Here is a 21,067-nt window from a genome sequence, read left to right as displayed (position 1 = left end):
CCTTTCTTCATCGTGTTGAAAGGAAACACTTTCGATGAAGTCTAGCAAGGTCTCCAAGGCTGTCGCGCTCTGCGCGGCCGCCGGCCTCGCCCTGTCCACCGTCGTCTCCACCAACGCCGCTGCGGAGCCCGTCTCCAACAGCTTCGCCGTCGTGGGTTCGGACACCCTCCAGGATGTCCTGAACGCCTTGGCCAACGGCACGAGCATCTCGGGCGGTACCGTTCGCTCGACCGCCGGTGACCAGACCGTCGGGTCCTTCGACGCCACCGGTTCCACCTGGATCCAGACCAAGACCAACGGTCCTCGCTTCGGTCGCCCGAACGGCTCCGGCGATGGTGTCAAGGCGCTGAGTCGCTCCATCGATGGCGCGCCCTACACCTCCGGCACCCCCGGCGGCCCGTCGAACGTCGTCATCACCGGCCAGGTGGACGTCGCGCGTTCCTCTTCCGGCCCCGGCTCGAACGCTAACCCCACCGGTCCGCTGCTGTACATCCCCTTCGGCCGCGACGCCCTGACCTACGCCCACTCCGGCGGCGCCAACGCGGCGTTCTCCAGCATCGATCAGGCCACGCTGAAGGGCCTGTTCGATTGCTCCATCACCACCGTCGGTGGCGCAACCGTGGTTCCTGTGATCCCGCAGGCTGGCTCGGGCACCCGCGCCGATTGGCTCTCCAAGATTGGTTTGACCGAAGCGACGCTGGGCGCCTGCGTCAAGGTGGGCCAGGAGCACGACACGGCAAACCTCTCCGACGGATCGGTCTTCCCGTCCAACGCCGTCACCCCAATGTCTGCTGCCCAGTGGGTTGCGCAGAACACCGGCGCCGGCATCGACCGTCGCGGAGCAGGCGTCCAGGTGGGCTCGCCCATCGCCGGTACCCCGGCTGTCACTGGCGCTGGCACCGCCATGGTGCCGAATGCCGCCTTCTACGCGAATAACACTTGGGGTCGCGACACCTACATCGTGGTCGAGAACGCGCGAGTCACGGTCGGCGACGCCAAGTACGACGCCAGCCTCGCCAACCTTGTGAGTTCCGCAGGACAGAAGCTGGGCAATACCCAGAGCGCCGTCCCTGTTCAGGCTGGCTCGGTGAAGAAGAAGTTCGGCTTCCTCGCGCCCTCCACCACCACCCCGCAGCGTTCCAACCTCCGCTGACCACCGTCACAACAAAGGACGAAAATGAGCATGAATCGTAAGCGCGCGGCGGTTGCCGGCGTACTGAGCTTGGCCCTACTCGCCACCGCAAACCTGTCAGCCAACGCTGCCGAAGGCGCCCCACTCAACCCTCAGCCCGCCGGCTCGAGTGCAGAGGGCTCGAAGGGTGGCTTCTTCCTGTATGACGCCGACTTCCAGCCCGTCCCCAATGTCTCCTCGAGGATTTTCTCGCGTAGCGAAGATCTCTATGCCGCAGCCAGCCCTTCTGACTACCTGGCAGAGATCAACGCGCCTGTGGATGGAGTCCGTCCCGTCACGGGCACCGACTCGTTCACGGGCATCTACCGCTTCCTGGCGGAGAAGAACTCCACGGACGTGATGGGCGGCACTAACACCTGGAACGCATGGGCGGTTGACTCCGCCGCAGGCCCCAACGGCGGCACGCTGATGCCTTTCATGGGTCTGGACAGCGTCAACATGGGTCCCGGCGGCATCGCCGACGACATCGCGGCTGGCGGCTCGTACTGGCTCGGCGTGGCCTACACCATCAATAACGGCGTCACCGTCGTCGGTGCGACCTACCGTGAGGTCATCATCGAGGCTGGTACGGGCAACATGACAGTGTCTCCAATGGCCCTTGAGGGTCCCGCCGCGATTACCACGACGACCTCCCTCATCTCGTCGGCCTCCTCGGCCTTCGTCGGTGACATCGTCGACCTCACGGCCACCGTCGCTGCCTCTGACTCGTCTGCAGTCACCGGCAACGTCACCTTCTACAACGGTGAGATCTCCGTGGGCACGCAGGCCGTCGCTGGTGGCTCCGCCACGATCACCACCTCTGCACTGGCCGAGGGCACGCACAACTTCCGCGCCGTCTTCACCCCCAGCGACGCTGCCTACAACGGCTCCGAAGGTGCCGTCACGGTAACCGTTTCTTCAGCCGCGGCTCCCACCGCCACCCTGGACGCCACCAACTCCAACGGCGTTACCGGTACGGCTGACCCGAAGACCAACACGGTCTCCCTCAACATCACCACCTCCGCTTCGTCGGTGAACGTGTGGGCCTACAACGGCACCGCTTACGTCTCGCTCGGTGAGCGCGTCGTCACGGATGGCGTCGTCACTGCCTCCTACCAGGGCCTCAACCTGACCGGCGACGTCGACTTCGTGCTCGCCGACAACGCCGGCAACGTGCTCGGCTGGGCAAGGATCAACGTGCCGGCCGGCCAGTCGGCATCCGCTGATCTGATCGCCAACGTCCAGGGCAACGGTGACTTCATCCTCGTCGACCGCACCATCAAGGCCAACGAGCTGACCCTGGGCCAGCTGGTCAACGGCAAGTCCCGCTCCACCGGCAAGCTCGGCGAGATCGAGGTCATCGACCAGCGCTACCTCACCCTCGAGGGCTGGACCCTGACCACGAACGTCAACGAGTTCGTCCACGCCAACGGCACCGACCGCATCGTTGCTGCGGCCCTGGGCCTCAAGCCTCTGGTCGTGACCCAGGCCCCTGCGGCCGTCGATGCACCCAACTACGCTGCCGCTACCCTCGGCGCGGATCAGCAGCCTGGCACCGCTACCTACGCCTCGACGTTCGCTGAGGCAGCCGCCGGTACCTACTCCGAATCCACCGTCATGAACGCGGACCTGACCTTCGACGCGCCGGAAGGCTCGAAGAAGGGCAAGTACTCCTCCACCCTGACCCTGACCCTCGTCTCCAAGTGATGATCGGTCGGGTCCTCCGCTGAGGGCCCGACCGCGCACCCTCACGAGCAGGAAACCCGGGTGCCGGGGCGAGCATCGCCCCGGCACCCCCTCCGTACTCCACCCCCTCATCGAAAGCACCATGATGAACGCTCTGGTCCCCACCACCTCCCGCATCCTCGCGGCCCTAGGTCTTGCTGCCCTTCTGGCCTTCGCACCCACTGCACGCGCCGAGGACCCTGCGCCGGGCGCCGACGAGACCATCGGAATCGCGCTCAACCCCGTCGACCCCAAGGGCGTCATCACGGAGCGCACGCGATTCAGCTATCAGGTGGAGCCGGGTCAGGAGATCAAGGATCAGGTGCGAATCGCCAACGCGGGCAATACTCCCCTGACACTGACGGTCTTCGCCACCGATGCATTCAATGACAACACCGGCCACTTCGCGCTGCTCAACACCGACGACGAGCCGAAGCAGGCGGGTTCCTGGGTCAGCTTCGACGGCCAGCCCCGCGTCGAGATCCAGCTCGCACCTCAGGAGGCCAGGGTCATCCCCTTCACCGTCGTGGTGCCGCCAACCGCTTCCCCCGGCGATCATCCCGCAGGCATCGTGGCCTCGGCATTCCGGGAAGGGGACATCAGCCGCGAGAACCGCGTGGCGGGCCGAATGTACGTGCGGGTGGCCGGCGACCTCGTCGCCAACATGACCATCAGCAGCTTCTCCGCCGCTCACTCCGGCGACCTCAACCCGTTCGACGGCTCCATCACCGGCACCGCCACGGTCAGCAACAACGGCAACATCGCCCTGTCGGGCCGTGTCACCCTCTCCGGCACCACGTGGTTCGGCGTGCCCGTCGGCCAGGAGACCTTCGAGGTCCTCGACGAGGTGCTGCCGGGCAACACCCGCACCGTCGACTTCACTCTGGAAGATGTGCCTTCCGTCGGCTTCGCCAACGTCAAGTGGCTGCTCCAGACGCAGACCGACGGCGACGCCCTCCTGCCGCCCACGCTTCCCGTCGTCGAGCGCGAGGCGTTCGTCTGGGCACTGCCGCTGCTCGCCGTGATTCCGCTGCTCCTGATCATCGGCGGCATCGTCTGGTGGCGCTGGCGCCGGAAGGCAGACGCCAAGCGCGCCGCCGAATGGATCGCCTACACCGAGGCCGAAGCCGCCCGCAAGGCCCAGGAGGCCACGGACCAGGCGCATTCGGCTGAGGCTCAACTCGTCGAGAGCGGCACCAACTCATGAACTTTCCCTTCGGACGCGTCCTGACGGTGGTCCTCGCCGCACTGGCGGTGGCCGTCGTCCAGGCGGCCGTTCTTGGGCATCCCGGCTCCGTAGCGGTAGCCGAGGGGACGGGCGACGGCAGCGGCATCTCGGTCTGGGTGCTGGAGACCACGCCCAGCCCTTCACCGTCGCCGTCCGGCACCGCCAAGCCCAAGCCGACGGGCAAGCCGTCAGTGACCCATACCGCCAGCGCCAAGCCGTCGACGGTGCCGCCCACCCACACCGGCGGCCCGTCAGTCACGCCACGGGCGACGCCCACCGCCAGGCAAACGTCCCGGTCGGACAGCCGCACCACGCGGCCGTCCAAACCCATCCGGACGCGCAACTCGAACTCTACGCAAGACAACGCCCCTGACAGCACCGACTCCGCCTCGCCTGTGCCCACCACTCCCGCGGCCTCAGTGCCGCCGGAGAAGGAGGAAGAGGTCTCCATCGGCGGCCTGCTCTACGTGAGTGGGCTAGCGGGGAACACGGAGCTGAGCCTCAACCCGTGGGGCGGCACCCACACGATGCGCTTCACAGTGCGCAACGCGTCGAACGCCACGGTTGACGCGTCGGCCACCTTCCGCATGCTCAACCTCTTCGGCAACCAGCTCGGCCCCGAGATGGCCGTCGAGATCAAGGACCTGGAGCCCGACGAGGTGCGCGAGGTCGCCGCGGCAATGACGGGGCTGGGCCAGTGGACCCTGGTGAAGGCGGAGAGCGTGTTCACCCCGCCCGAGAAGCTCGGCGACACCGAACTGTCCCCCGTGAAGCGCGACCAGTGGGTGTTCTTCATCCCCTGGTACCTCCTGGGCGGCGCCGGCCTCGCCGTCTCCGCCATCAGCTTCGGCCCGCGCCTCGTCCGCATGGTCGCCGGGGCGTCGCTGTCGCCGGGGGTCGCCGGGTGACCCAGCTGAGCGTAGGTGCCGTCGCGAAGAAGCCGAAGTTTGCTGCTCCGCCGGTATCCCCGTCCCCTCTCCCCCGGAAGCCGCGGCGCGGTAGGCCGGGGCCGGCCCCGGCAGGGCCCGTGCCGCCCCGCCCGCCGAAGCGCCTGCCGCCACCGCCCCGACCGCCCATGGCGGCCCGGGAGCTCATGATCCGCGGCCTGCTCGTGATGATTCTGGTGGTGCTCGTCGGCTTCCTCGCCAACATCCTCCTGCTGAGCCACCTCCAGCACATCGTGTCGCAGCACCAGCTGCGCCAGACCTTCGCCGAACAACTGGCGCTCGGCACCGCGCCCGTCAGCGAGGGCAACTTCGAAGACGTCCTCCTCTACGACGGTGAACCCGTCGCGAGGATCGAGATCCCGACGATCGGGGTCGACGAGATCGTCGTCGAAGGAACGAACTCCGGCACCCTGATGGCCGGCCCAGGCCACCGTCGTGACACCAGCCTGCCGGGCCAGGCAGGCGTCAGCGTGCTGATGGGCCGAGGGTCGTCGTACGGCGCCCCGTTCTCGCGGATCCAGGAACTCGCCCCGGGCGAGACCATCAGCGTCGTCACCGGCCAGGGCGAACACATCTACGAGGTGATCGGCGTGCGGCAGGCGGGAGACCTCGCCCCGCCCCCGATCACGCGCGGCGAGGCGCGCCTCACCCTCATGACCACCCGCGGTTTCCCCTACATGCCGGTGGGTCTCACCAGGGTCGACGCCAAACTGGTCACCCCCGTGCAGACGCCCGGCCTGCGCGACACGACGTTCCGCACCCTCCCGCTCGAGGACAAGGAACTGGCAGGCGACCTCTCCACCGTCTGGGCGCTGGTGTTCTGCCTCCAGGGCCTCGTCGCTGCGGAGATCGTCGCGGTCTACACCTGGCGCCGTGTCGGCCCCAGCAAGACGTGGATTGTCGCGATGCCCGTCTTCCTGTTCCTCGGCATCCTCACGTGTTCCCAGATCGTCAAACTCCTACCCAACCTCCTGTAGCCATGAATCGAGCCACTGACATGAGCGACGACCCGATCGACGCCACCAAGATCATCCCGCCGGAGCACCAGGACTTCACCGGGCCGTCACCCTGGACGAAGGACCCCGATGAGGAGCTCCAGGAGCTGACCGCGCAGCACGACGCGATCCTCGACACCACCGTGATGCCGCCGGTAACCGCCTCGCGCGAGGAGGTCGACTCCGTGGTGGGCTCCTTCGCCCGGCCCATCGGCCAGACGCCGGCCCGGGCCGCGTCCCCGTCACCCAACTCCGCTCCTGCCCGGCCGGAGATGCAGGCACCCGCCGCCGTCGCCCGGCCGAGCAAGGTGCTGTCGACGCTCACGGCCAACAACATCTCGGCCTGGTTCGGCGAACACAAGGTGCTCGAGCAGGTCTCCCTCACCATGCACGCGGGCCAGGTGACGGCGCTGATCGGCCCGTCGGGCTGCGGCAAGTCCACGTTCCTGCGCATCCTCAACCGGATGCACGAACTGGTGCCGTCGGCCTCGCTGGCCGGCGAGGTGCTGCTCGACGGCGACGACATCTACGACCGCCGCAAGAAGCTCCAGGACGCGCGCAAGCACATCGGCATGGTCTTCCAGAAGCCCAACCCCTTTCCGGCGATGAGCATCTACGACAACGTGGTGGCCGGGCTGAAGCTCACCGGCGTGAAGGCCTCGAAGGAGACCAAGGACGAGCTCGTCGAGCGGTCGCTGACCTCGGCGGGCCTCTGGAAGGAGGTCCGCACCCGGCTCCGCGCCCCCGGTGGCGGCCTGTCCGGCGGCCAGCAGCAGCGCCTGTGCATCGCCCGCTCGCTGGCCATCAAGCCCAAGGTGCTGCTGATGGACGAACCGTGTTCCGCGCTCGACCCAACCTCCACCCGTGTCATCGAGGAAACCATGGCGGAGCTGCAGAAGGAGGTCACGATCGTCATCGTGACCCACAACATGCAGCAGGCCCAGCGCGTCTCCCAGCAGTGCGCGTTCTTCCTCGCCTCGCAGGGCACCCCGGGCGTGATTGTCGAGCACGGCGACACCGACGCGATGTTCAGCAACCCGCAGGACCCGCGCACCAACGACTACGTCAACGGGCGCTTCGGATGATCAACGGCACCCACGCCATCGACTCCGAGGAGCACTGGCAGGAACCCTGGTGGCGCACCTGGGGCTACCGCGTGCTGTCCGCGACGGTGTGCCTCCTCGTGCTCGCCGCGCTGTTCAGCGGCTGGGGACTTTCGCAGCTCTCCGCAGCCCAGGGCCGCGTCGGCCATCCCGCCTACGTGCCGCAGCCCGCACCCAGGCCCCAGGCCGGCGCCGGTCAGCAGCAGCCGGAGCCCCAGCCCGCTCCCCTTCCTGCGGCGCCCGCGGTGCCGGAACCGGTCGTCGCGGAACCCGTCATCGCGGAGCCGGTAGTCGGCGACGAGCCGGTGCAGCCTGCGCAGGCGCCACGGCCCGGCGGGGTGGACCCCGCGTGGGCAGATCGCACCGCCGCCCAGACGGGCATCCCGCGGCGCGCGCTGGTGGCCTACGGTGCCGCGACCCTCGCCGCCGCGGCCGAGCAGCCCGAATGCGGTCTGGCGTGGAACACGCTGGCGGGCATCGGTTGGGTGGAGTCGCAGCACGGCTTCTTCCGCAGCTCACAGCTCGGCGACAACGGCTACCCCGCTCCCCCCATCCGCGGCATCGCCCTCAACGGCGACGGCGTGAAGGCCATCGTCGACACCGACGGCGGGGCCTGGGACGGCGACACCGTCTGGGACCGCGCCGTCGGCCCCATGCAGTTCATCCCGTCCACCTGGGCGGAGTGGGGCGCGGACGGCAACGGTGACGGGTACGCGGACCCCAACCAGATCGACGACGCGGCGCTGGCCGCCGCCCGCTACCTCTGCCACTCCGGCCCGATGACCTCAGCCGAAGGCTGGCGCGATGCGATCTTCAGCTACAACCGCCTGGACAGCTACGTGCGCACGGTCGCCGAGACCGCCAACGCCTACGCAGAACGGGCGGGGGCTCGGTGAGCGCCGTGGCCGTTGACCGTCCCGCCCAGCCCAGACGCCCCGGGAAGCGCAAAGGACGGGTGCTGCCGTCGGCCGTTCGGATGTTGGATGCCGCGCATGACCGGAGGCAGTACCTGGGCCGTGCGGCGATCTGTCAGCATGTGCTCCAACTTCAGCCCGCAGATCAGGAAACCCCTGGCGAACTGGCAGCCCACGCCCGCTCCCGCGCGGAGACCTGGTTCGACGTGGCCGAAGAATTCAGCCTCGACACCAACGGGCGGCAGGGCGGGTTCGCCTGGGCCATCGTGGCACCCAACCAGTTGACGTTGGGGCTCAGCGCCCGCGCCTTCCCGACGGAGGACGAGGCCCGCGCCGACGCCGCCGCGTTGCTGGCCAACGCCGACGCGCTGCGGACCGTCCGCGTCCAGGATCCGGTGACGCACCACAACGCCATCTGGCTGGTATCGGACGACGAAGTGCTGCTGGTGAGCGCCCGCCTCTGGCGCCGCGCGGACGCCTCAATAGAAAACGCCCTGTGGCGCGCATTGCGCCGACAGGGCGTTGACGTGGTCGGTTGAGCCGGGCCGCGACTCGTCGCTGAGCCCGGCTCAACCTGCGATCAGCGGGTGAGGCGGCGGTGGGCCGTCGACTTCGGGCGCGACGCCATGGGGCCGAGTCGCTCGACCTTGTTGACCTCGTAGTCGGCGAAGTTGCCCTCGTACCAGAACCAGTTGGCCGGATCCTCGTCGGTGCCCTCCCACGCCAGGATGTGCGTGGCGACACGGTCCAGGAACCAGCGGTCGTGGGAGATCACCACGGCGCAGCCGGGGAAGTCGAGCAGCGCGTCTTCGAGCGACTGCAGCGTCTCCACGTCCAGGTCGTTGGTGGGCTCGTCGAGCAGGAGGACGTTGCCGCCCTGCTTCAGTGTCAGCGCCAGGTTGAGGCGGTTGCGCTCACCACCGGACAGCACGCCGGCCAGCTTCTGCTGGTCCGGGCCCTTGAAACCGAACGACGCGACGTAGGCGCGCGACGGCATCTCGAAGTTCGCGACCTTGATGTGGTCGAGCCCGTCGGAGACGACCTCCCACACGTTCTTCTTCGGGTCGATGCCCGAGCGGCCCTGGTCGACGTAGCTGAACTTCACGGTCTCGCCCACCTTCACCGTGCCGGAATCAGCTTCCTCCTGGCCGGTGATGGTCTTGAACAGCGTGGTCTTGCCGACGCCGTTGGGGCCGATGATGCCGACGATGCCGGCGCGCGGCAGGGTGAAGGACAGGCCGTCGATCAGCACCCGATCGCCGAAGCCCTTCTTGAGGTTGCGCACCTCGAGGACGACGGAGCCCAGGCGCGGGCCCGGCGGGATGTTGATCTCGGACAGGTCGACGGCGCGACCCCGCTCGGCCTCGGCCGCCAGTTCCTCGTAGCGGGCCAGGCGGGACTTGCTCTTGGCTTGGCGGGCCTTCGGGTTGGAGCGCACCCACTCGAGTTCCTTTTCGAGGATCTTGGCGCGCTTGGCGTCCTTCTTGCCCTCGATCTGCAGGCGCTCACGCTTGCTCTGCAGGTAGGTGGAGTAGTTGCCCTCGTACGGGTGCAGGCGGCCCCGGTCGATCTCACAGATCCACTCTGCGACGTTGTCGAGGAAGTAGCGGTCGTGCGTGACCGCCAGGACGGCGCCCGGGTAGTTCTTGAGGTGCTTCTCCAGCCAGTCGACGGATTCGGCGTCGAGGTGGTTGGTGGGCTCATCGAGGAGCAGTAGATCGGGCTCTTCGAGCAGCAGCTTGCACAGCGCCACGCGGCGTCGCTCGCCACCGGAGAGCACGTTGACCGGGGCGTCCGGCGGCGGGCACTGGAGCGCGTCCATGGCCTGCTGCAACTTGGAGTCGAGCTCCCACGCCTCGCGGTGGTCGAGCTCCGTCTGGAGAGTGCCCATCTCTTCGAGGAGCTTGTCGAAATCTGCGTCCGGCTCGCCCATCAGGGCGCCGATCTCGTTGAACCGGTCCATCATCGCCTTGGTTTCGGCGACGGCCAGTTCGACGTTCTCGATGACGGTCTTGTCCTCGTCGAGGGGGGGCTCCTGGAGCAGGATCCCGACGGTGGCGTCCTTCTTGAGGGCGGCTTCACCGTTGTTGGGCCGCTCGAGGCCCGCCATCACCTTCAGGAGGGTGGACTTGCCGGCTCCGTTCGGACCGACGACACCGATTTTGGCGCCTGGCAGGAAGTAGAGGGTGACGTTATCCAAAATGACCTTTTCACCGGCGGTCTTCCGGACGTTCTGCATGCTGTAGATGAACTCAGCCACGTGTATCGGTTTTCCCTTCGTAACGGACCGCGGGCCAGTCTATGCGGGAATGCGGACAACCCAGAAACGCTAGCTGAGCCGATCCAGGGCGGAGCGGGCCTGCACGTAGCGCTGGACCTCCGCCTCGGCGGGGGCCACGACGTGCTCGCTGCCCACCTCCGCCACCGACGCGTTGAGCGCCTTCCTCGCGCGCTTGGCCGCGCCCTTCGCGGCGGCGCTGATCGCGAGGCCGGACAGGGCCGACAGCACGATCCCGGCCACCACCCCGCCGATCACCATCAGCGTGGGCACCGGCAGTTGGAGCCCGCCGTCGGGGCCCATGGGATACACGTCCACCTTCGGCAGACCGAAGTAGCTCAGCACCACGTTGAGCGTCAACCACAGGGCACCCGCCACGACGGCGACGATCAGTACCCACTGCAGGGCCCTGATCAGCTGCCACCACACGGGCGTGCGGTCCACCTTGAGGTCGGTGGCGACGACGGCGCGGTCGAGCTGGTCCGGCAGCGTCGCCTCCGACGTGTGCACCGCGCGGCTGATGGCGTCGCGCCAGCCGGGGGGCATACCGTCGCCGAGTTCGTTGGCGAGGCCACGCAGGCCAGTGGAGAGGTGCGACGACGCCGCGGCCGAGCGCGCCGGCAGCGAGCTGCGCGTCAGCCCGCCCTGCGGTTCCAGCTCAGCCGGTGCCGCGCCGCGCTTCGCCCCGAGGCGCAGCCGCTTCAACGGATCCGGCTTCAACCCGCCGATCCACTTCACCAGCGGCCAGCCCGTGGCCAGGCGACCCCGGTGCTTCACCGAGTTGCGCACCGCGTCGACCACGATGGGCACCCCCGCCGCGGCGGACAGTTGGGCGTTGAGCCGCTGGACGGTGTCCTTGCTCACGCCGCGGGTGACGGCGCGGCCCATGGCCGCGTCGAGTTCCCGGGCGGCGACGGCGGCGTCTGCCTGGAGCCGGGTGGTCGTTGCGCGCTTCCCGGTGGCCAGCTTCGCCAGGCGGCCCCGGAGGTCGTCGATCCCCATGCCGGTGACCGCCGACGTGGCGAGGATGGGCACGTCGTGCAGCCCGTCGTCGTCCAACAGCCGGCGGATGTGCGCGAGGCAGCGCGCCAGGTCCTCGGGAGACAGCTTGTCGGCCTGGTTCAGCACCACCGTGATGACCTCGCGGTGCCTGGCCAACGGCCGCAGGTAGCGCTGGTGGAGGGCTGCGTCGGCGTACTTCTGGGGGTCGAGCACCCAGATGAACTGGTCGACGAGCGCCACGAGGCGGTCCACCTCGTCGCGGTGGGCCGTGGCGGTGGAGTCGTGGTCCGGCAGGTCGAGCAGGATCAGGTCCTGCATGCCGTCTGCGGGCGGCTCCACCTCGTGGCGGCGCGCCACCGCCAGCAGGTCCAGCAGGCGGCTGTTGGTGGCGGAGAAGCTGGCGGCCATGGTGAGCGCCGTCGTGGGCCTGCGGGGGCCCTGCTCTGCCAGGCGGGTGCCGGTGAGGGCGTTGAAGAGGCTGGACTTGCCGGATCCGGTGGCGCCCGCGATGGCGACGACGGTCTGGGCGCCGGCGGCCAGCCTGCGGGGGGCGTGCGCCAGGACGGCGCGGGCGCGCGCCTCCGCCTCGGCTGGGATGCGGCCCTGCGCGAGGTCGAGGACCTCGGTGAGTGCTGCGAGGTGGTCGGCGATCAGTGACATCACAGCTCCGGGGCGGTCAGGTCGTCGAACGCGCTGCGCGCGGCGTCCCGGAGGGTGACGGCGGCGCTCTCCAGTTGGGCGGTGGCGCCGTCGTCGACCGCGAGCGAATCGAGGATGGCGCCGTAGCGCGAGAGTTCGACGGACAGCACGCCCTGGACGCGGGCCTCGAGGTCTGCCTGGGCCTGTTCGGCGAGCTTCCGGACGGCGCCTTCGCCGAAGACGGCTTCGAGCAGTCGCTGGGCGAGCACCGAGGCACCGCCGGCGATGCCCACCTCAGCGCCGGTGAGTCCGCCGGTGGCGGCGAACACGACGATCATCAGGGCCAGCGCGAGGATGTTGGTGCCCAGCGCGAGGAAGCGGGCCTTCATGCGTTTACCGCGGCCCTGCTCCTCGACGAGGCGCATCACGTCGGACTGCCAGGCGCGGATGGCGGCGGTGGCCGCGGCGCCGAAATCCGGCGACGGGTGGGCGAGGCCGGGCTCGGCGACGATGATGTCGCGGCCCCAGCGGGTGCGTGACCACTTGACGGCCACCTGTTCCGCGGCCCACTGGCCCTTCTCCTGGAGGACGGCGGCGAGGTTGTCGGAGATGGCGACCTCGACGGCGCGCACCTCGGGTTCGCCGCGGAACCAGCCGGTGAGGCGGTCGCGGAAGGCGCTGATGCGCTCCTCGATGGAGCGCATGAACTCGCCGGTGCCGACGAGGTCCTGCCAGCGGCTGAGGATCTCACCGCGCAGCATGGTGCCGTCGCCAGCGGCCTCGGCGACGTCGACGACGGCCTGGCGGTAGGTGCTGACGGATTGTTCGCGCAGCTCCTCGATGGCCTCGTTCTGGCGGTGGATGCCGCCGATGAGTTCGTGGAGCTGCGGGTCCAGCGAGCGCACGGAGCCGGCCAGCGACTGCACCGCCACCTGCGCCCGGGCCTCGGTCTGCGAGGCGAGCTGCCCCAGCCACTGCCGCAACCCGCCCACATCAGGCAGCGGGAGCATCCCGTCGTGCCCCAGGGCGCGCTCGACGATGGCGAACAGCTTGGCCGACGCCAGGCCACGCTCGGCGAGCATCTGGGCGAGGTGCCCGGCCACCTGGGCGATCGCGCCCGGTGGGCAGCGGTTGACGACCACCGCCAGCATCGTGTTGCGCTCCTGCGCCTGGTGGAGGTAGTCCCAGGGCACGGCGTCGGCGTAGCGGGCGGCGGAGGTGACGAAGACCCAGAGGTCTGCCGCGAGGAGGAGTTGGCGGGCCAGCGCCCGGTTGGCGTCGTCGACCGAATCGATGTCGGGTGCGTCGAGCAGAGCCAGGCCCGGGGGCAGGTCGGGGAACGCGACGATGTGCAGCGCCCGGGAGTCGTGGAGTTGGGTGTCGGTGCGCACCAGCCCGGGCAACACCTTGTCGGAGCGGAACCACTCCTCGTCGTCGGGGTGGCAGATCAACACAGGCGACTTCGTCGTCGGGCGCAGCACACCCGGGCGCGTCACCTCGGCCCGGAGGAGCGAGTTCACGATGGTGGACTTGCCTGCGCCCGTGGAGCCGCCGACCACGGCGAGCAGCGGCGCGTCGAGCCGGGAGGCGCGCGGCAGCAGGTAGTCGCGGACCTGGTGCGCCAGCGAACCCGCGAGACTACGCAGGGATTCGGCACCGTCGAGGGGAAGCGGGAACTGCGCCGACGGCAACGTGGCGTCGAGTAGGTGGAAGGCGTCGACGAGCTTCTGGGATCCGCTCATGAACGCACAGGATAGTTGCCGCCGACGCCGGCCGGGCCGGGCGCGACGGGTTGGGCATAGTTACTGGTGAGCGGCCCACCAGGCCCGGCTTCGGGTGGCGGGGGCAGTTCGCTGGCCTTCTTCTTGCGCGGCGGGATCATCGGCTGGCCCGCGTAGTCGCTGAAGGTGATCTGCTGGAGCGAGTGGATCTCTGTGATCAGTTGGTGGGCGCGGTCGTCGCCGGCCTCCGAGACGAGGCCGCGCGTCATGGCGTTGCGCAGGTACGCCAGTTCCGTGACGCGACGCACCAGCTTCGAGGTGCGCCACCAGATGCGGGGGCCGCGGAACAGGGCGTAGAGCAGCAGCTTGGCGCGGCGGAGGGGGCGGCCGTAGAGCTCGACGTCGCGCTCGGTGAGCCAGCCGGCGTGCTGGTAGTCGCCCAGGCGGGCCCGGATGATCTGCGCATTGCCGATGATGCTGACGATCAGGGAGATGACGATCACGGCCACCAGACCCAGCGCCATGTACCACTGGATCATGAGGTTGTCGATGGAGTTGGTGGACGACAGGCCGTTGAACAGCATGTGGCCCGCGCAGGCGAGCAGGTAGCCGCCCACCGGCGCCATGACCCGGACCCACTTCGAGCGGGCGCCCAGCCCGATCGCGAGGCCCGCGGCGGTCATCATCGTGAACAGCGGGTGGCCGAACGAGGTATAGACGCCGCGCAGCATCACCAGTTCCATGAAAGACTCCGCGGGTTCCGCGATGGTGATGTCGTGCGTGGCCTGCATCCAGACGCGGCCGTAGTAGATGATGTTCTCGGTGAACGCGAAGCCGACGGCGGACAGCCCGGCGAGCGTGATGATGGAGAGCCGCGACACGATCTTGTTGCGCCAGAGAATCACCAGCAGCACCAGGATGGTGGCCTTGGCGAACTCCTCCACGAACGGAGCAGAGAAGATCGCGGCGCGCGACCCCGCGTCGGAGTTGGCCTGGGTGGTGGCCATGGCCTGGCCCATCCAGGTGTTGACGTGGATGGAGAACCAGGTGGAGGCGCAGGCTCCCCAGCCGAGCGCCAGTAACCAGACGACGGGGCTCGAAGCCCGGAACCGGTCGAGCAGGATGAACAGCGTCGTGTACGCGAGGCCGGTCCACATGGCCCAGTAGGCACCGAGCTTGAGGGCCTCGTTGCTGATGCCCAGCGAGCGGGTGCCGTCCTCGAACGTCTGCTCGGGATGGAGCATCCAGTACTGGTCGTAGAGCGCCCAGAAGTACAGCGGGAACAGGATCAGCGCCAACCAGAACAGTGGGCTGCGCAGGAGCCGCAGGTACCAGGGGCGCCTGGGCCCGTCCTGCGGCAGGCCGTTCAGCCAACGGCCGCGCGTTGTGGGCTGGCTGATCTGCGCTGTACTCATAGTGCGCCCAGACTACCGGCCGATCGTCCTGCGCCCGAGGATCCGCCGCTCGCTTCCCATCGCTAGGCTCAGCGCCATGCGCAGCTTCTTCGAGCAGATGATCCCCTGGACCCAGAACGACGGGTCGCTCCACGTGTACGCCCTCCCCACAGACGACGTCCAGGACCGCCTAGACGAGGCCGCGTCCCGTCTCGACGGCCTGCCGAACCTTCCTCTGATGCCCGCCTCGTGGAGGCACTTCACCGTGCGCCGGCTGGCCCAGTTCGACGACCTGAAGCACGCGGACCTCAGCCGCCTCGCGCAGCACCTGACCGACGAGCTCGACACCGTCCGCGCCTTCGACCTCCACCTGAGCGCGCCGCAGCCCCAACCTGTCGCCGTGGAATGCGTCGCGGACTCGACTTCAGCGTGGGTGTCGCTGGTCGAGGCCGTCGGCCGTGCGGCGGCCAGTTTCGGCGGCGACGTCCTCGGGGCGCCGTACGGCCCCCACATCTCCCTGGCTTATGCCACCGGTGATGTCGACGACGCGGAGCTCCTGCACCGACTCGAGGGCGCCCCCGAGGTGGGTCCCGTGCGCATCGGTTCCGTCCATCTGGTGTCCGTCACGGTGCGCCCGGAGTTGGGCTGGTTCGACTGGATCGAGCTCGCCAACTGGACCCTCGACGCTGATTGAGGGCGGTTCAGACCGCTCTGAGGCTCGCCCGGTTCGGCAGTGGCCCGTCGAGAAATCGGGGACGACGGCAGCAGCGCAGACCTATGATCGAAGAGAAGCCAGCGAAGGGCGGTGATTCCCGTGAAGACGATGACACGTCTCTCGGAGGCCTACAGAGATGCCCGGATTGAGTTGATCGACGACACCTCGCGCTACGTGATCATGAGCGACTGCCATCGCGGGGACGGCTCGAAGTCCGACGAGTTCCTGAAGAACAAGAACACGTTCACGGCAGCGATGGACTACTACTGGCGCAACGGGTTCACCTATGTGGAGGCCGGTGACGGCGACGAGCTCTGGGAGCACGACTACAAGCACATCATCAGAGCCAACCGCGCCGTGTGGGAACAGGTGCTCCAGTTCCACCGTGCCGACAGGTATATCCGGATGTGGGGCAACCACGACATTGTGTTGAAGGAGCCCCACTACGTTCGCGAGCATCTGTGGACCGCGAAGGACGTCGCCACCGGCGAGGTGGAGCCGTTCTTCGACGGCTTGGAGCCGGTGGAAGCGGTCGTGTTCCGGCACAAGCAGACGCACCAGGACATCCTGCTGGTGCACGGGCACCAGGGTGACCTTCCCAACGACCAGGCATGGCGATTCAGCCGGTTCATGATGCGCGCCTTCTGGAGGTATGCGCACGCCTTCGGTTTCCACAGCCCCACGAGCCCGGTGGCCAACGCGGACAAGCGGCACAAGGTGGAGCGCAACTACGCGAAGTGGATCCGTCAGAACCGGACGGCGCTCATCTGCGGCCACACCCACCGCGAGAGGTTCCCCCGCGAGAGCGGTGTGCCCTACTTCAACTCGGGCAGCTGCGTCTACCCGTCCCACATCACCGCCTTGGAAATCACGGGTGGCACCATCGCTCTGGTGCGCTGGCGCGTGGATCCGAACGAGGACGCGCTCCTGCAGGTCACCCGCCGGGTGATGGCGGGACCCGAACCGCTGTCGAAGTTCGATCTCCGCCACAGCTGAACGCGATGGGCACGTGAGCATGGAGGTGGCGTTCTTCCGGAACATGAACCTCGGCCAGGCGCGGAGCCGGTCACCGCGCAGCCCCGAGCTGTTGGATGCCTTCGCTGCGGCCGGCGCGACCCGTGCCGTGAACTTCCAGACGAACGGGACCGTGATCTTCTCCGGCGACGAACCCGCTGCACTCGCGGAGTCCGTGGTCGCCCGCCTCACAGCTGTCACGGGCTACTCCGACCTTGTTGTGGTCCGCTCAGCGGACTGGCTCATCGACACAGTTGGGCACCTCACTCCCGACCTACCTGGCGGCGAGTTCACCCTCTTCAACGCCGCCAGCGTCCCAGAACTCGTGCTGCCTCACGTCGAGCGCGTTCCCACCGGTGAGCTCGTTGTGCACGAACTCACCTGCGATCACGCGGTCACGAGCGCCACCGGTTCAGGAATCTCCGCCGGCCCGGAGCTGACCCGGTTGCTCGGCGTCCCCGTGACCTGCCGTGGAATCCCCACGATGCAGCGACTCGTCGCACGGTTGACGATCCTCACCGGGATCTGCCGGGGTAGGGATGGACCAGACTGAGCTCGTCCATGTCGATCACGCCCCCAGGGATGTTTGCTTGAGCGAGCGTCCTAGGAACCGGGGATACGGCGGACAAGCCGCGCCAGCGCCAACGAGGCGCCGCACGAGCTCGGGCGCGTCGAGGGCCACCTGTTGGGCGATGAACCCGCCCAGCGAGAACCCGAACAGGTCGATCCGGTCCAGGCCCAGAGTGGCGACGAGGGCGCGCACCGTGTCGGCCATGCCCTGGATGCTCCAGCGGCCGGTGGCGTCTCCCGCCCCGGGCAGTGCCCCCAGCGCGATGACGCGATGCTGCTGGGCGAGGGCGTCAACCACGCGGGGATCCCACTCGTCCAGGGTGGCCCCCAGGTGGGTGAGCAGAACCACCGGCGTTCCACCGAGCGGCCCGAGGTCGCGATAGGCCAAGGAATCGCCGCCGACGCTGTGGCGGCGGGTGGGGGTGGTGACCCAGGTCATGGGACGATCCGATAGAGAGGTCTCAGGCATCGGGGGTGGTCTCTCGACGTGGGTCGAGGCCAAGTCCGTGCTGCCTGGGTTGGTGCAGGTCGGGCTGGGTGGTGACGACGACCTTGCCGCGGGTCCCGCCGGCCAGGACCTGCTTCAGCGCCTCGGGGGTCTGGCCGAACGGCAGGACCCGGTCGATGACCGGGCGCAGCGCGCCCTGGTCGACCAGGGCGGCGATCGTGCGCAGCGCCTGGCCGTCGGGGTGGATGAACAGGAACCGGTAGGAGACGCCGAGTTTCTTGGCCCGTCGGCGAAGCGGCAGGCTCAAGGCGGCCAGGGCCAGCTTGACGAGTTTGCCCGCGCCGGCTTGGTCGGCCAGGTGTGGGTCGGGGGTGCCGGCGATCCCGATGACGGTGCCGCCGGGGCGCAGCACCTGGAGCGACTTGGTGGTGATGTCGCCGCCCTGGGTGTCCAGGACGAGGTCCACGGGGTTGTCTGCGAGGCGGGCGACGAAGTCTTCGGTGCGGTAGTCGATCACCTCATCAGCGCCCAGTTCGCGCACGAACCCGGCATTGCCCGCCGAGGCGGTGGTGATCACGGTTGCGCCGAGGTGCTTGGCCAGTTGGATGGCCACCGATCCGACACCGCCGGATCCGCCGTGTACCAGTACCCGCTGCCCGGGCTGCAGGTGTCCGAGCTCGACCAGAGCCTGCCAGGCGGTCAACGCCACCACCGGCAGCGACGCCGCCTCAGCCAGATCAGTGGACGCCGGCTTCGGGGCCAAGGCGTCGACATCGACGGCAACAACCTCAGCGAAGGTGCCCATCGCGATCACGCCCGTGTAGGCGTAGACCTCGTCCCCGACGGTGACCTCCGTCACCTGCTCACCGACCGCGACCACCTCACCGGACAGTTCCCCACCCATCACCTGGGGCAGGGCGAGCCGGAACACGGCCTTGAACTCCCCCGCACGGCTGCGCTCGTCGGCGTGGTTGACGCCCGATGCAACCATCCGCACCAGCGCCTGCCGGGGGCCCGGGGCAGGCACTGGGATCGACACCTCCCGCATGGGCGCGCCGTACTTCTCCAGGACGAATGCCTTCACGATCTGCTCCTCGTTGCGAACCAAGTAGTTCTTGTTTGTTACTACTTCGCTAGCGTAGACTCACTGATAACAGAACGCAACTACTGGACTGGAGGCGCGATGATCCCCGATCCACGCTCGGACTGCCCCATCAACCGCAGCCTCGAGATGTTGGGCGACCAGTGGAGCCTGCTGATCCTGCGCGACATCGCACTGCACGACCGCCGCTCGTTCCGTGAGCTGCTCACCGGTAGCGACGAAGGCATCAGCGCCCCCGTGCTGTCCCGGCGACTGGCAGACCTCGTGGCGTCAGGCTTCCTGACCAAGACCGCCGTCGCGCGCGGCAAGCAGGGCCGCTACTCACTCACCGAGCTCGGGCTGTCCACGGTGCCGCTGCTGGTTGAGCTGGGCCACCTGGGCGCCCGAATCGACCCCTCTACAGGTCGCTACGCCCCCGCCCTGGGCAACAGCACCCAGGAGCAACAGGCCCACCTCGACGCGCTGCGCCACGCCCACCTTGCAGCCCCGACCATCGACAGCTAGCCGCCCCCCGATCCGCAGCCAAGCCACTGTCGCTCTCCCGGCGGGATGTGAAGCGCCCCAGGCAGGAATCGAACCTGCGCACTACAGATTAGAAGGCTGTTGCTCTATCCGCTGAGCTACTGGGGCTTCGGCCAAACAGTGTAGCCCGTTGGCGTGCAGGTGGCCCGGAGTCATAGGTTGGTGCCCATGAGCGAAAAACTGGTGTGGATCGACTGCGAGATGACGGGTCTCGACCTCGGGGCCGACGCGTTGATCGAGGTCGCCGCCCTCGTGACCGACGGCGACCTCAACGTCCTCGGCGACGGCGTCGACGTGCTCATCAAGCCGTCCGACGAGCAACTCACCGCCATGGGCGACTTCGTCCGCGAGATGCACACCAAGTCCGGCCTCCTCGACGAACTCAACGCCGGCACCACCATGGACGACGCCATGGCGCAGGTGCTCGACTACGTCCGCACCCACGTGCCCATCGCCCGCAAGGCGCCCCTCGCGGGCAACACCATCGGCACCGACCGCGCCTTCCTCGCCCGCGACATGCCGGAGCTCGAGCAGTGGGTGCACTACCGCAACGTGGATGTGTCCTCCATCAAGGAACTGGCCCGCCGCTGGTACCCCCGGGTGCAGTACCTGGCCCCCGTGAAGTCCGGCAACCACCGCGCCCTGGCCGACATCCAGGAATCCATCGAGGAACTGCGTTACTACCGCGACGCGCTGTTCGTCCCCCGCCCGGGCCCCACGTCGTCACAGTTGCGAGAGATCGCCGCCCGCCACCGCGGGGCGCTCACCGGCGCCACCGGATCCACGGCCGTCTCTCCCCCCGTCGAGACGCCCGTTGAGGCCTCCGTCGACGAGGTCTGACGCTCGATTCGCGCTGACCAATCGCATCCGCTACGATTAGTGGCTGCCGGATCAACCGGCGATGGTGGGTATAGCTCAGCTGGTAGAGCACCTGGTTGTGGTCCAGGAAGTCGCGGGTTCAAGTCCCGTTACTCACCCCGAAGTAAATCGGCCCCGGCTTCTGCTGGGGCCGATTGCTTTGCCGCTGAGTTGCGGATGACCCTCACCGTCGACGACCTCCCGGCCGCGCAGACCGCCACCAGCTGGCGCCTCTGCGGACTGACCCCCGGCCTACATCCGTTCGCCGGGCAACTTGCTCGCCTGCTCGATCCAGGACCTCAGCTGGGCCTCGTCCAGGTCGTCGTCCTCATGGACGTCCAGGTAGCGCACCTCCGCATGCTTCGATTCCTTCGGCGGCATGGGCTCCAACGAGGTGCCCTTGAGGAACTGCACCTGGACGTACTTCGTGTAGCAACGAAACGACAGGAACCAGCCGTCCCCCTCGTTCCCGTAGTGGGGCTGGTTCCACTTCACGGCCTTGCGGACGTCCGGAACCGCCTCGGCGATCAGCTCGTCCAGGCGTTGCCCGATGGGCTGCTTCCAGCCGGGCATCGCGGCGATGTAGTCGCGCACCGGGCCGGGTCCTTCGCCCTTCGGGATCTGCGGGTTGCCGCCAGAGAGCAGCTTCGGGCCGTCCTGGGTATGTGCAATGTCCTCCATGCCCCATCCTCACCCGGCCTGCGACAAATGGCCAGCACTT

20 protein-coding genes and 2 tRNA genes are annotated in these 21,067 nt (G+C 68.4%); 14 read left to right on the top strand and 8 right to left on the bottom strand.

Annotation, left to right across the window (positions count from 1 at the left end):
- Positions 1-34 precede the first annotated feature (34 nt).
- From ACZK4S_RS06105 to ACZK4S_RS06070, 8 genes are all read left to right on the top strand, one after another.
- Positions 35-1,153: a hypothetical protein gene (locus tag ACZK4S_RS06105; protein WP_463643707.1), complete on the top strand. Its 1,119-nt coding sequence runs from the start codon at positions 35-37 to the stop codon at positions 1,151-1,153.
- A gap of 24 nt (positions 1,154-1,177) precedes the next feature.
- The gene (locus ACZK4S_RS06100) at positions 1,178-2,878 is read left to right on the top strand and encodes an Ig-like domain-containing protein (protein WP_463643706.1); all 1,701 of its coding nucleotides are present in this window, start codon (positions 1,178-1,180) and stop codon (positions 2,876-2,878) included.
- A 121-nt stretch (positions 2,879-2,999) separates the two neighbouring features.
- Positions 3,000-4,103, top strand: a complete 1,104-nt coding sequence (locus ACZK4S_RS06095) for a COG1361 family protein (RefSeq protein ID WP_463643705.1) — start codon at positions 3,000-3,002, stop codon at positions 4,101-4,103.
- The gene (locus ACZK4S_RS06090; protein WP_463643704.1) at positions 4,100-5,032 is read left to right on the top strand and encodes a magnesium and cobalt transport protein CorA; all 933 of its coding nucleotides are present in this window, start codon (positions 4,100-4,102) and stop codon (positions 5,030-5,032) included. Before ACZK4S_RS06095 ends, ACZK4S_RS06090 begins: the two co-directional genes overlap by 4 nt.
- Before the next feature lie 167 nt (positions 5,033-5,199).
- Entirely contained in the window at positions 5,200-6,048 is an 849-nt protein-coding gene (locus ACZK4S_RS06085) for a sortase (protein WP_463643703.1), read from the top strand.
- A 326-nt stretch (positions 6,049-6,374) separates the two neighbouring features.
- Positions 6,375-7,151, top strand: coding sequence for a phosphate ABC transporter ATP-binding protein PstB (pstB, locus tag ACZK4S_RS06080; RefSeq protein WP_463643836.1), 777 nt, complete (start codon positions 6,375-6,377; stop codon positions 7,149-7,151).
- Entirely contained in the window at positions 7,148-8,065 is a 918-nt protein-coding gene (locus ACZK4S_RS06075; protein ID WP_463643702.1) for a lytic transglycosylase domain-containing protein, read from the top strand. Before pstB ends, ACZK4S_RS06075 begins: the two co-directional genes overlap by 4 nt.
- A 5-nt stretch (positions 8,066-8,070) precedes the next feature.
- Positions 8,071-8,622 (top strand): hypothetical protein, encoded by a 552-nt coding sequence (locus ACZK4S_RS06070; RefSeq protein ID WP_463643701.1) that lies wholly within the window; start codon positions 8,071-8,073, stop codon positions 8,620-8,622.
- A 41-nt stretch (positions 8,623-8,663) separates the two neighbouring features.
- On the opposite strand, the gene ettA is transcribed toward ACZK4S_RS06070, so the two are convergent.
- The 4 genes from ettA to ACZK4S_RS06050 all read right to left on the bottom strand — a co-directional run bounded on the left by ettA (position 8,664) and on the right by ACZK4S_RS06050 (position 15,138).
- On the bottom strand, positions 8,664-10,343 hold the full coding sequence (gene ettA / locus ACZK4S_RS06065; protein WP_076060493.1) for an energy-dependent translational throttle protein EttA: 1,680 nt from the start codon (positions 10,341-10,343) through the stop codon (positions 8,664-8,666).
- 69 nt (positions 10,344-10,412) lie between these two features.
- On the bottom strand, positions 10,413-12,023 hold the full coding sequence (locus tag ACZK4S_RS06060) for a GTPase (RefSeq protein ID WP_463643699.1): 1,611 nt from the start codon (positions 12,021-12,023) through the stop codon (positions 10,413-10,415).
- Positions 12,023-13,744 carry a GTPase family protein gene (locus tag ACZK4S_RS06055; protein ID WP_463643698.1) on the bottom strand — a complete coding sequence of 574 codons (1,722 nt, stop codon included), beginning with the start codon at positions 13,742-13,744 and terminating at the stop codon, positions 12,023-12,025. The genes ACZK4S_RS06060 and ACZK4S_RS06055 overlap by 1 nt, the downstream gene beginning before the upstream one ends.
- The gene (locus ACZK4S_RS06050) at positions 13,741-15,138 is read right to left on the bottom strand and encodes a PrsW family intramembrane metalloprotease (RefSeq protein WP_463643697.1); all 1,398 of its coding nucleotides are present in this window, start codon (positions 15,136-15,138) and stop codon (positions 13,741-13,743) included. Before ACZK4S_RS06050 ends, ACZK4S_RS06055 begins: the two co-directional genes overlap by 4 nt.
- Before the next feature lie 76 nt (positions 15,139-15,214).
- On the opposite strand from ACZK4S_RS06050, the gene ACZK4S_RS06045 reads away from it, so the two are divergent.
- The 3 genes from ACZK4S_RS06045 to ACZK4S_RS06035 all read left to right on the top strand — a co-directional run bounded on the left by ACZK4S_RS06045 (position 15,215) and on the right by ACZK4S_RS06035 (position 17,399).
- On the top strand, positions 15,215-15,811 hold the full coding sequence (locus ACZK4S_RS06045) for a 2'-5' RNA ligase family protein (protein ID WP_463643696.1): 597 nt from the start codon (positions 15,215-15,217) through the stop codon (positions 15,809-15,811).
- 120 nt (positions 15,812-15,931) lie between these two features.
- A complete protein-coding gene (locus tag ACZK4S_RS06040) occupies positions 15,932-16,828 on the top strand; it encodes a metallophosphoesterase family protein (RefSeq protein ID WP_463643695.1) in 897 nt (298 codons plus the stop codon).
- Positions 16,829-16,847: 19 nt separating this feature from the next.
- Positions 16,848-17,399 carry a DUF1697 domain-containing protein gene (locus ACZK4S_RS06035; protein ID WP_463643835.1) on the top strand — a complete coding sequence of 184 codons (552 nt, stop codon included), beginning with the start codon at positions 16,848-16,850 and terminating at the stop codon, positions 17,397-17,399.
- Positions 17,400-17,414: 15 nt separating this feature from the next.
- Here ACZK4S_RS06035 and ACZK4S_RS06030 read toward each other — a convergent pair whose 3' ends face one another.
- Positions 17,415-17,855, bottom strand: coding sequence for an alpha/beta fold hydrolase (locus ACZK4S_RS06030; protein WP_463643694.1), 441 nt, complete (start codon positions 17,853-17,855; stop codon positions 17,415-17,417).
- A 22-nt stretch (positions 17,856-17,877) separates the two neighbouring features.
- Complete coding sequence (locus ACZK4S_RS06025) at positions 17,878-18,948, bottom strand: NADP-dependent oxidoreductase (protein WP_463643693.1); 1,071 nt, start codon at positions 18,946-18,948, stop codon at positions 17,878-17,880.
- Positions 18,949-19,047: 99 nt separating this feature from the next.
- On the opposite strand from ACZK4S_RS06025, the gene ACZK4S_RS06020 reads away from it, so the two are divergent.
- Positions 19,048-19,470 (top strand): winged helix-turn-helix transcriptional regulator, encoded by a 423-nt coding sequence (locus ACZK4S_RS06020; RefSeq protein ID WP_463643692.1) that lies wholly within the window; start codon positions 19,048-19,050, stop codon positions 19,468-19,470.
- 53 nt (positions 19,471-19,523) lie between these two features.
- On the opposite strand, the gene ACZK4S_RS06015 is transcribed toward ACZK4S_RS06020, so the two are convergent.
- Positions 19,524-19,596: transfer RNA gene (locus ACZK4S_RS06015), tRNA-Arg, on the bottom strand.
- 60 nt (positions 19,597-19,656) lie between these two features.
- Between ACZK4S_RS06015 and orn the strand changes: the two genes are divergently transcribed.
- Positions 19,657-20,328 carry an oligoribonuclease gene (orn, locus tag ACZK4S_RS06010; RefSeq protein ID WP_463643691.1) on the top strand — a complete coding sequence of 224 codons (672 nt, stop codon included), beginning with the start codon at positions 19,657-19,659 and terminating at the stop codon, positions 20,326-20,328.
- A gap of 64 nt (positions 20,329-20,392) precedes the next feature.
- Positions 20,393-20,465 (top strand) — tRNA-His (locus tag ACZK4S_RS06005).
- Between the two features lie 133 nt (positions 20,466-20,598).
- Here ACZK4S_RS06005 and ACZK4S_RS06000 read toward each other — a convergent pair.
- Positions 20,599-21,027, bottom strand: a complete 429-nt coding sequence (locus ACZK4S_RS06000) for a DUF1801 domain-containing protein (RefSeq protein WP_463643690.1) — start codon at positions 21,025-21,027, stop codon at positions 20,599-20,601.
- Positions 21,028-21,067: the final 40 nt, after the last annotated feature.

This window comes from Tessaracoccus zhenghani (genome assembly GCF_055326325.1).
This window is presented reverse-complemented; position numbering and strand designations above follow the sequence as displayed.

Coding starts and splice junctions, on each gene's coding strand:
- ACZK4S_RS06090 (WP_463643704.1), top strand. CDS start 4,100: ATGAACTTTCCCTTCGGACGCGTCCTGACGGTGGTCCTCGCCGCACTG.
- ACZK4S_RS06020 (WP_463643692.1), top strand. CDS start 19,048: ATGATCCCCGATCCACGCTCGGACTGCCCCATCAACCGCAGCCTCGAG.
- ACZK4S_RS06045 (WP_463643696.1), top strand. CDS start 15,215: ATGCGCAGCTTCTTCGAGCAGATGATCCCCTGGACCCAGAACGACGGG.
- ACZK4S_RS06075 (WP_463643702.1), top strand. CDS start 7,148: ATGATCAACGGCACCCACGCCATCGACTCCGAGGAGCACTGGCAGGAA.
- ACZK4S_RS06085 (WP_463643703.1), top strand. CDS start 5,200: ATGGCGGCCCGGGAGCTCATGATCCGCGGCCTGCTCGTGATGATTCTG.
- ACZK4S_RS06035 (WP_463643835.1), top strand. CDS start 16,848: ATGGAGGTGGCGTTCTTCCGGAACATGAACCTCGGCCAGGCGCGGAGC.
- ACZK4S_RS06105 (WP_463643707.1), top strand. CDS start 35: ATGAAGTCTAGCAAGGTCTCCAAGGCTGTCGCGCTCTGCGCGGCCGCC.
- orn (WP_463643691.1), top strand. CDS start 19,657: ATGAGCGAAAAACTGGTGTGGATCGACTGCGAGATGACGGGTCTCGAC.
- ACZK4S_RS06000 (WP_463643690.1), bottom strand. CDS start 21,027: ATGGAGGACATTGCACATACCCAGGACGGCCCGAAGCTGCTCTCTGGC.
- ACZK4S_RS06030 (WP_463643694.1), bottom strand. CDS start 17,855: ATGACCTGGGTCACCACCCCCACCCGCCGCCACAGCGTCGGCGGCGAT.
- ACZK4S_RS06055 (WP_463643698.1), bottom strand. CDS start 13,744: ATGAGCGGATCCCAGAAGCTCGTCGACGCCTTCCACCTACTCGACGCC.
- ACZK4S_RS06060 (WP_463643699.1), bottom strand. CDS start 12,023: ATGTCACTGATCGCCGACCACCTCGCAGCACTCACCGAGGTCCTCGAC.
- ACZK4S_RS06095 (WP_463643705.1), top strand. CDS start 3,000: ATGATGAACGCTCTGGTCCCCACCACCTCCCGCATCCTCGCGGCCCTA.
- ACZK4S_RS06100 (WP_463643706.1), top strand. CDS start 1,178: ATGAGCATGAATCGTAAGCGCGCGGCGGTTGCCGGCGTACTGAGCTTG.
- ACZK4S_RS06050 (WP_463643697.1), bottom strand. CDS start 15,138: ATGAGTACAGCGCAGATCAGCCAGCCCACAACGCGCGGCCGTTGGCTG.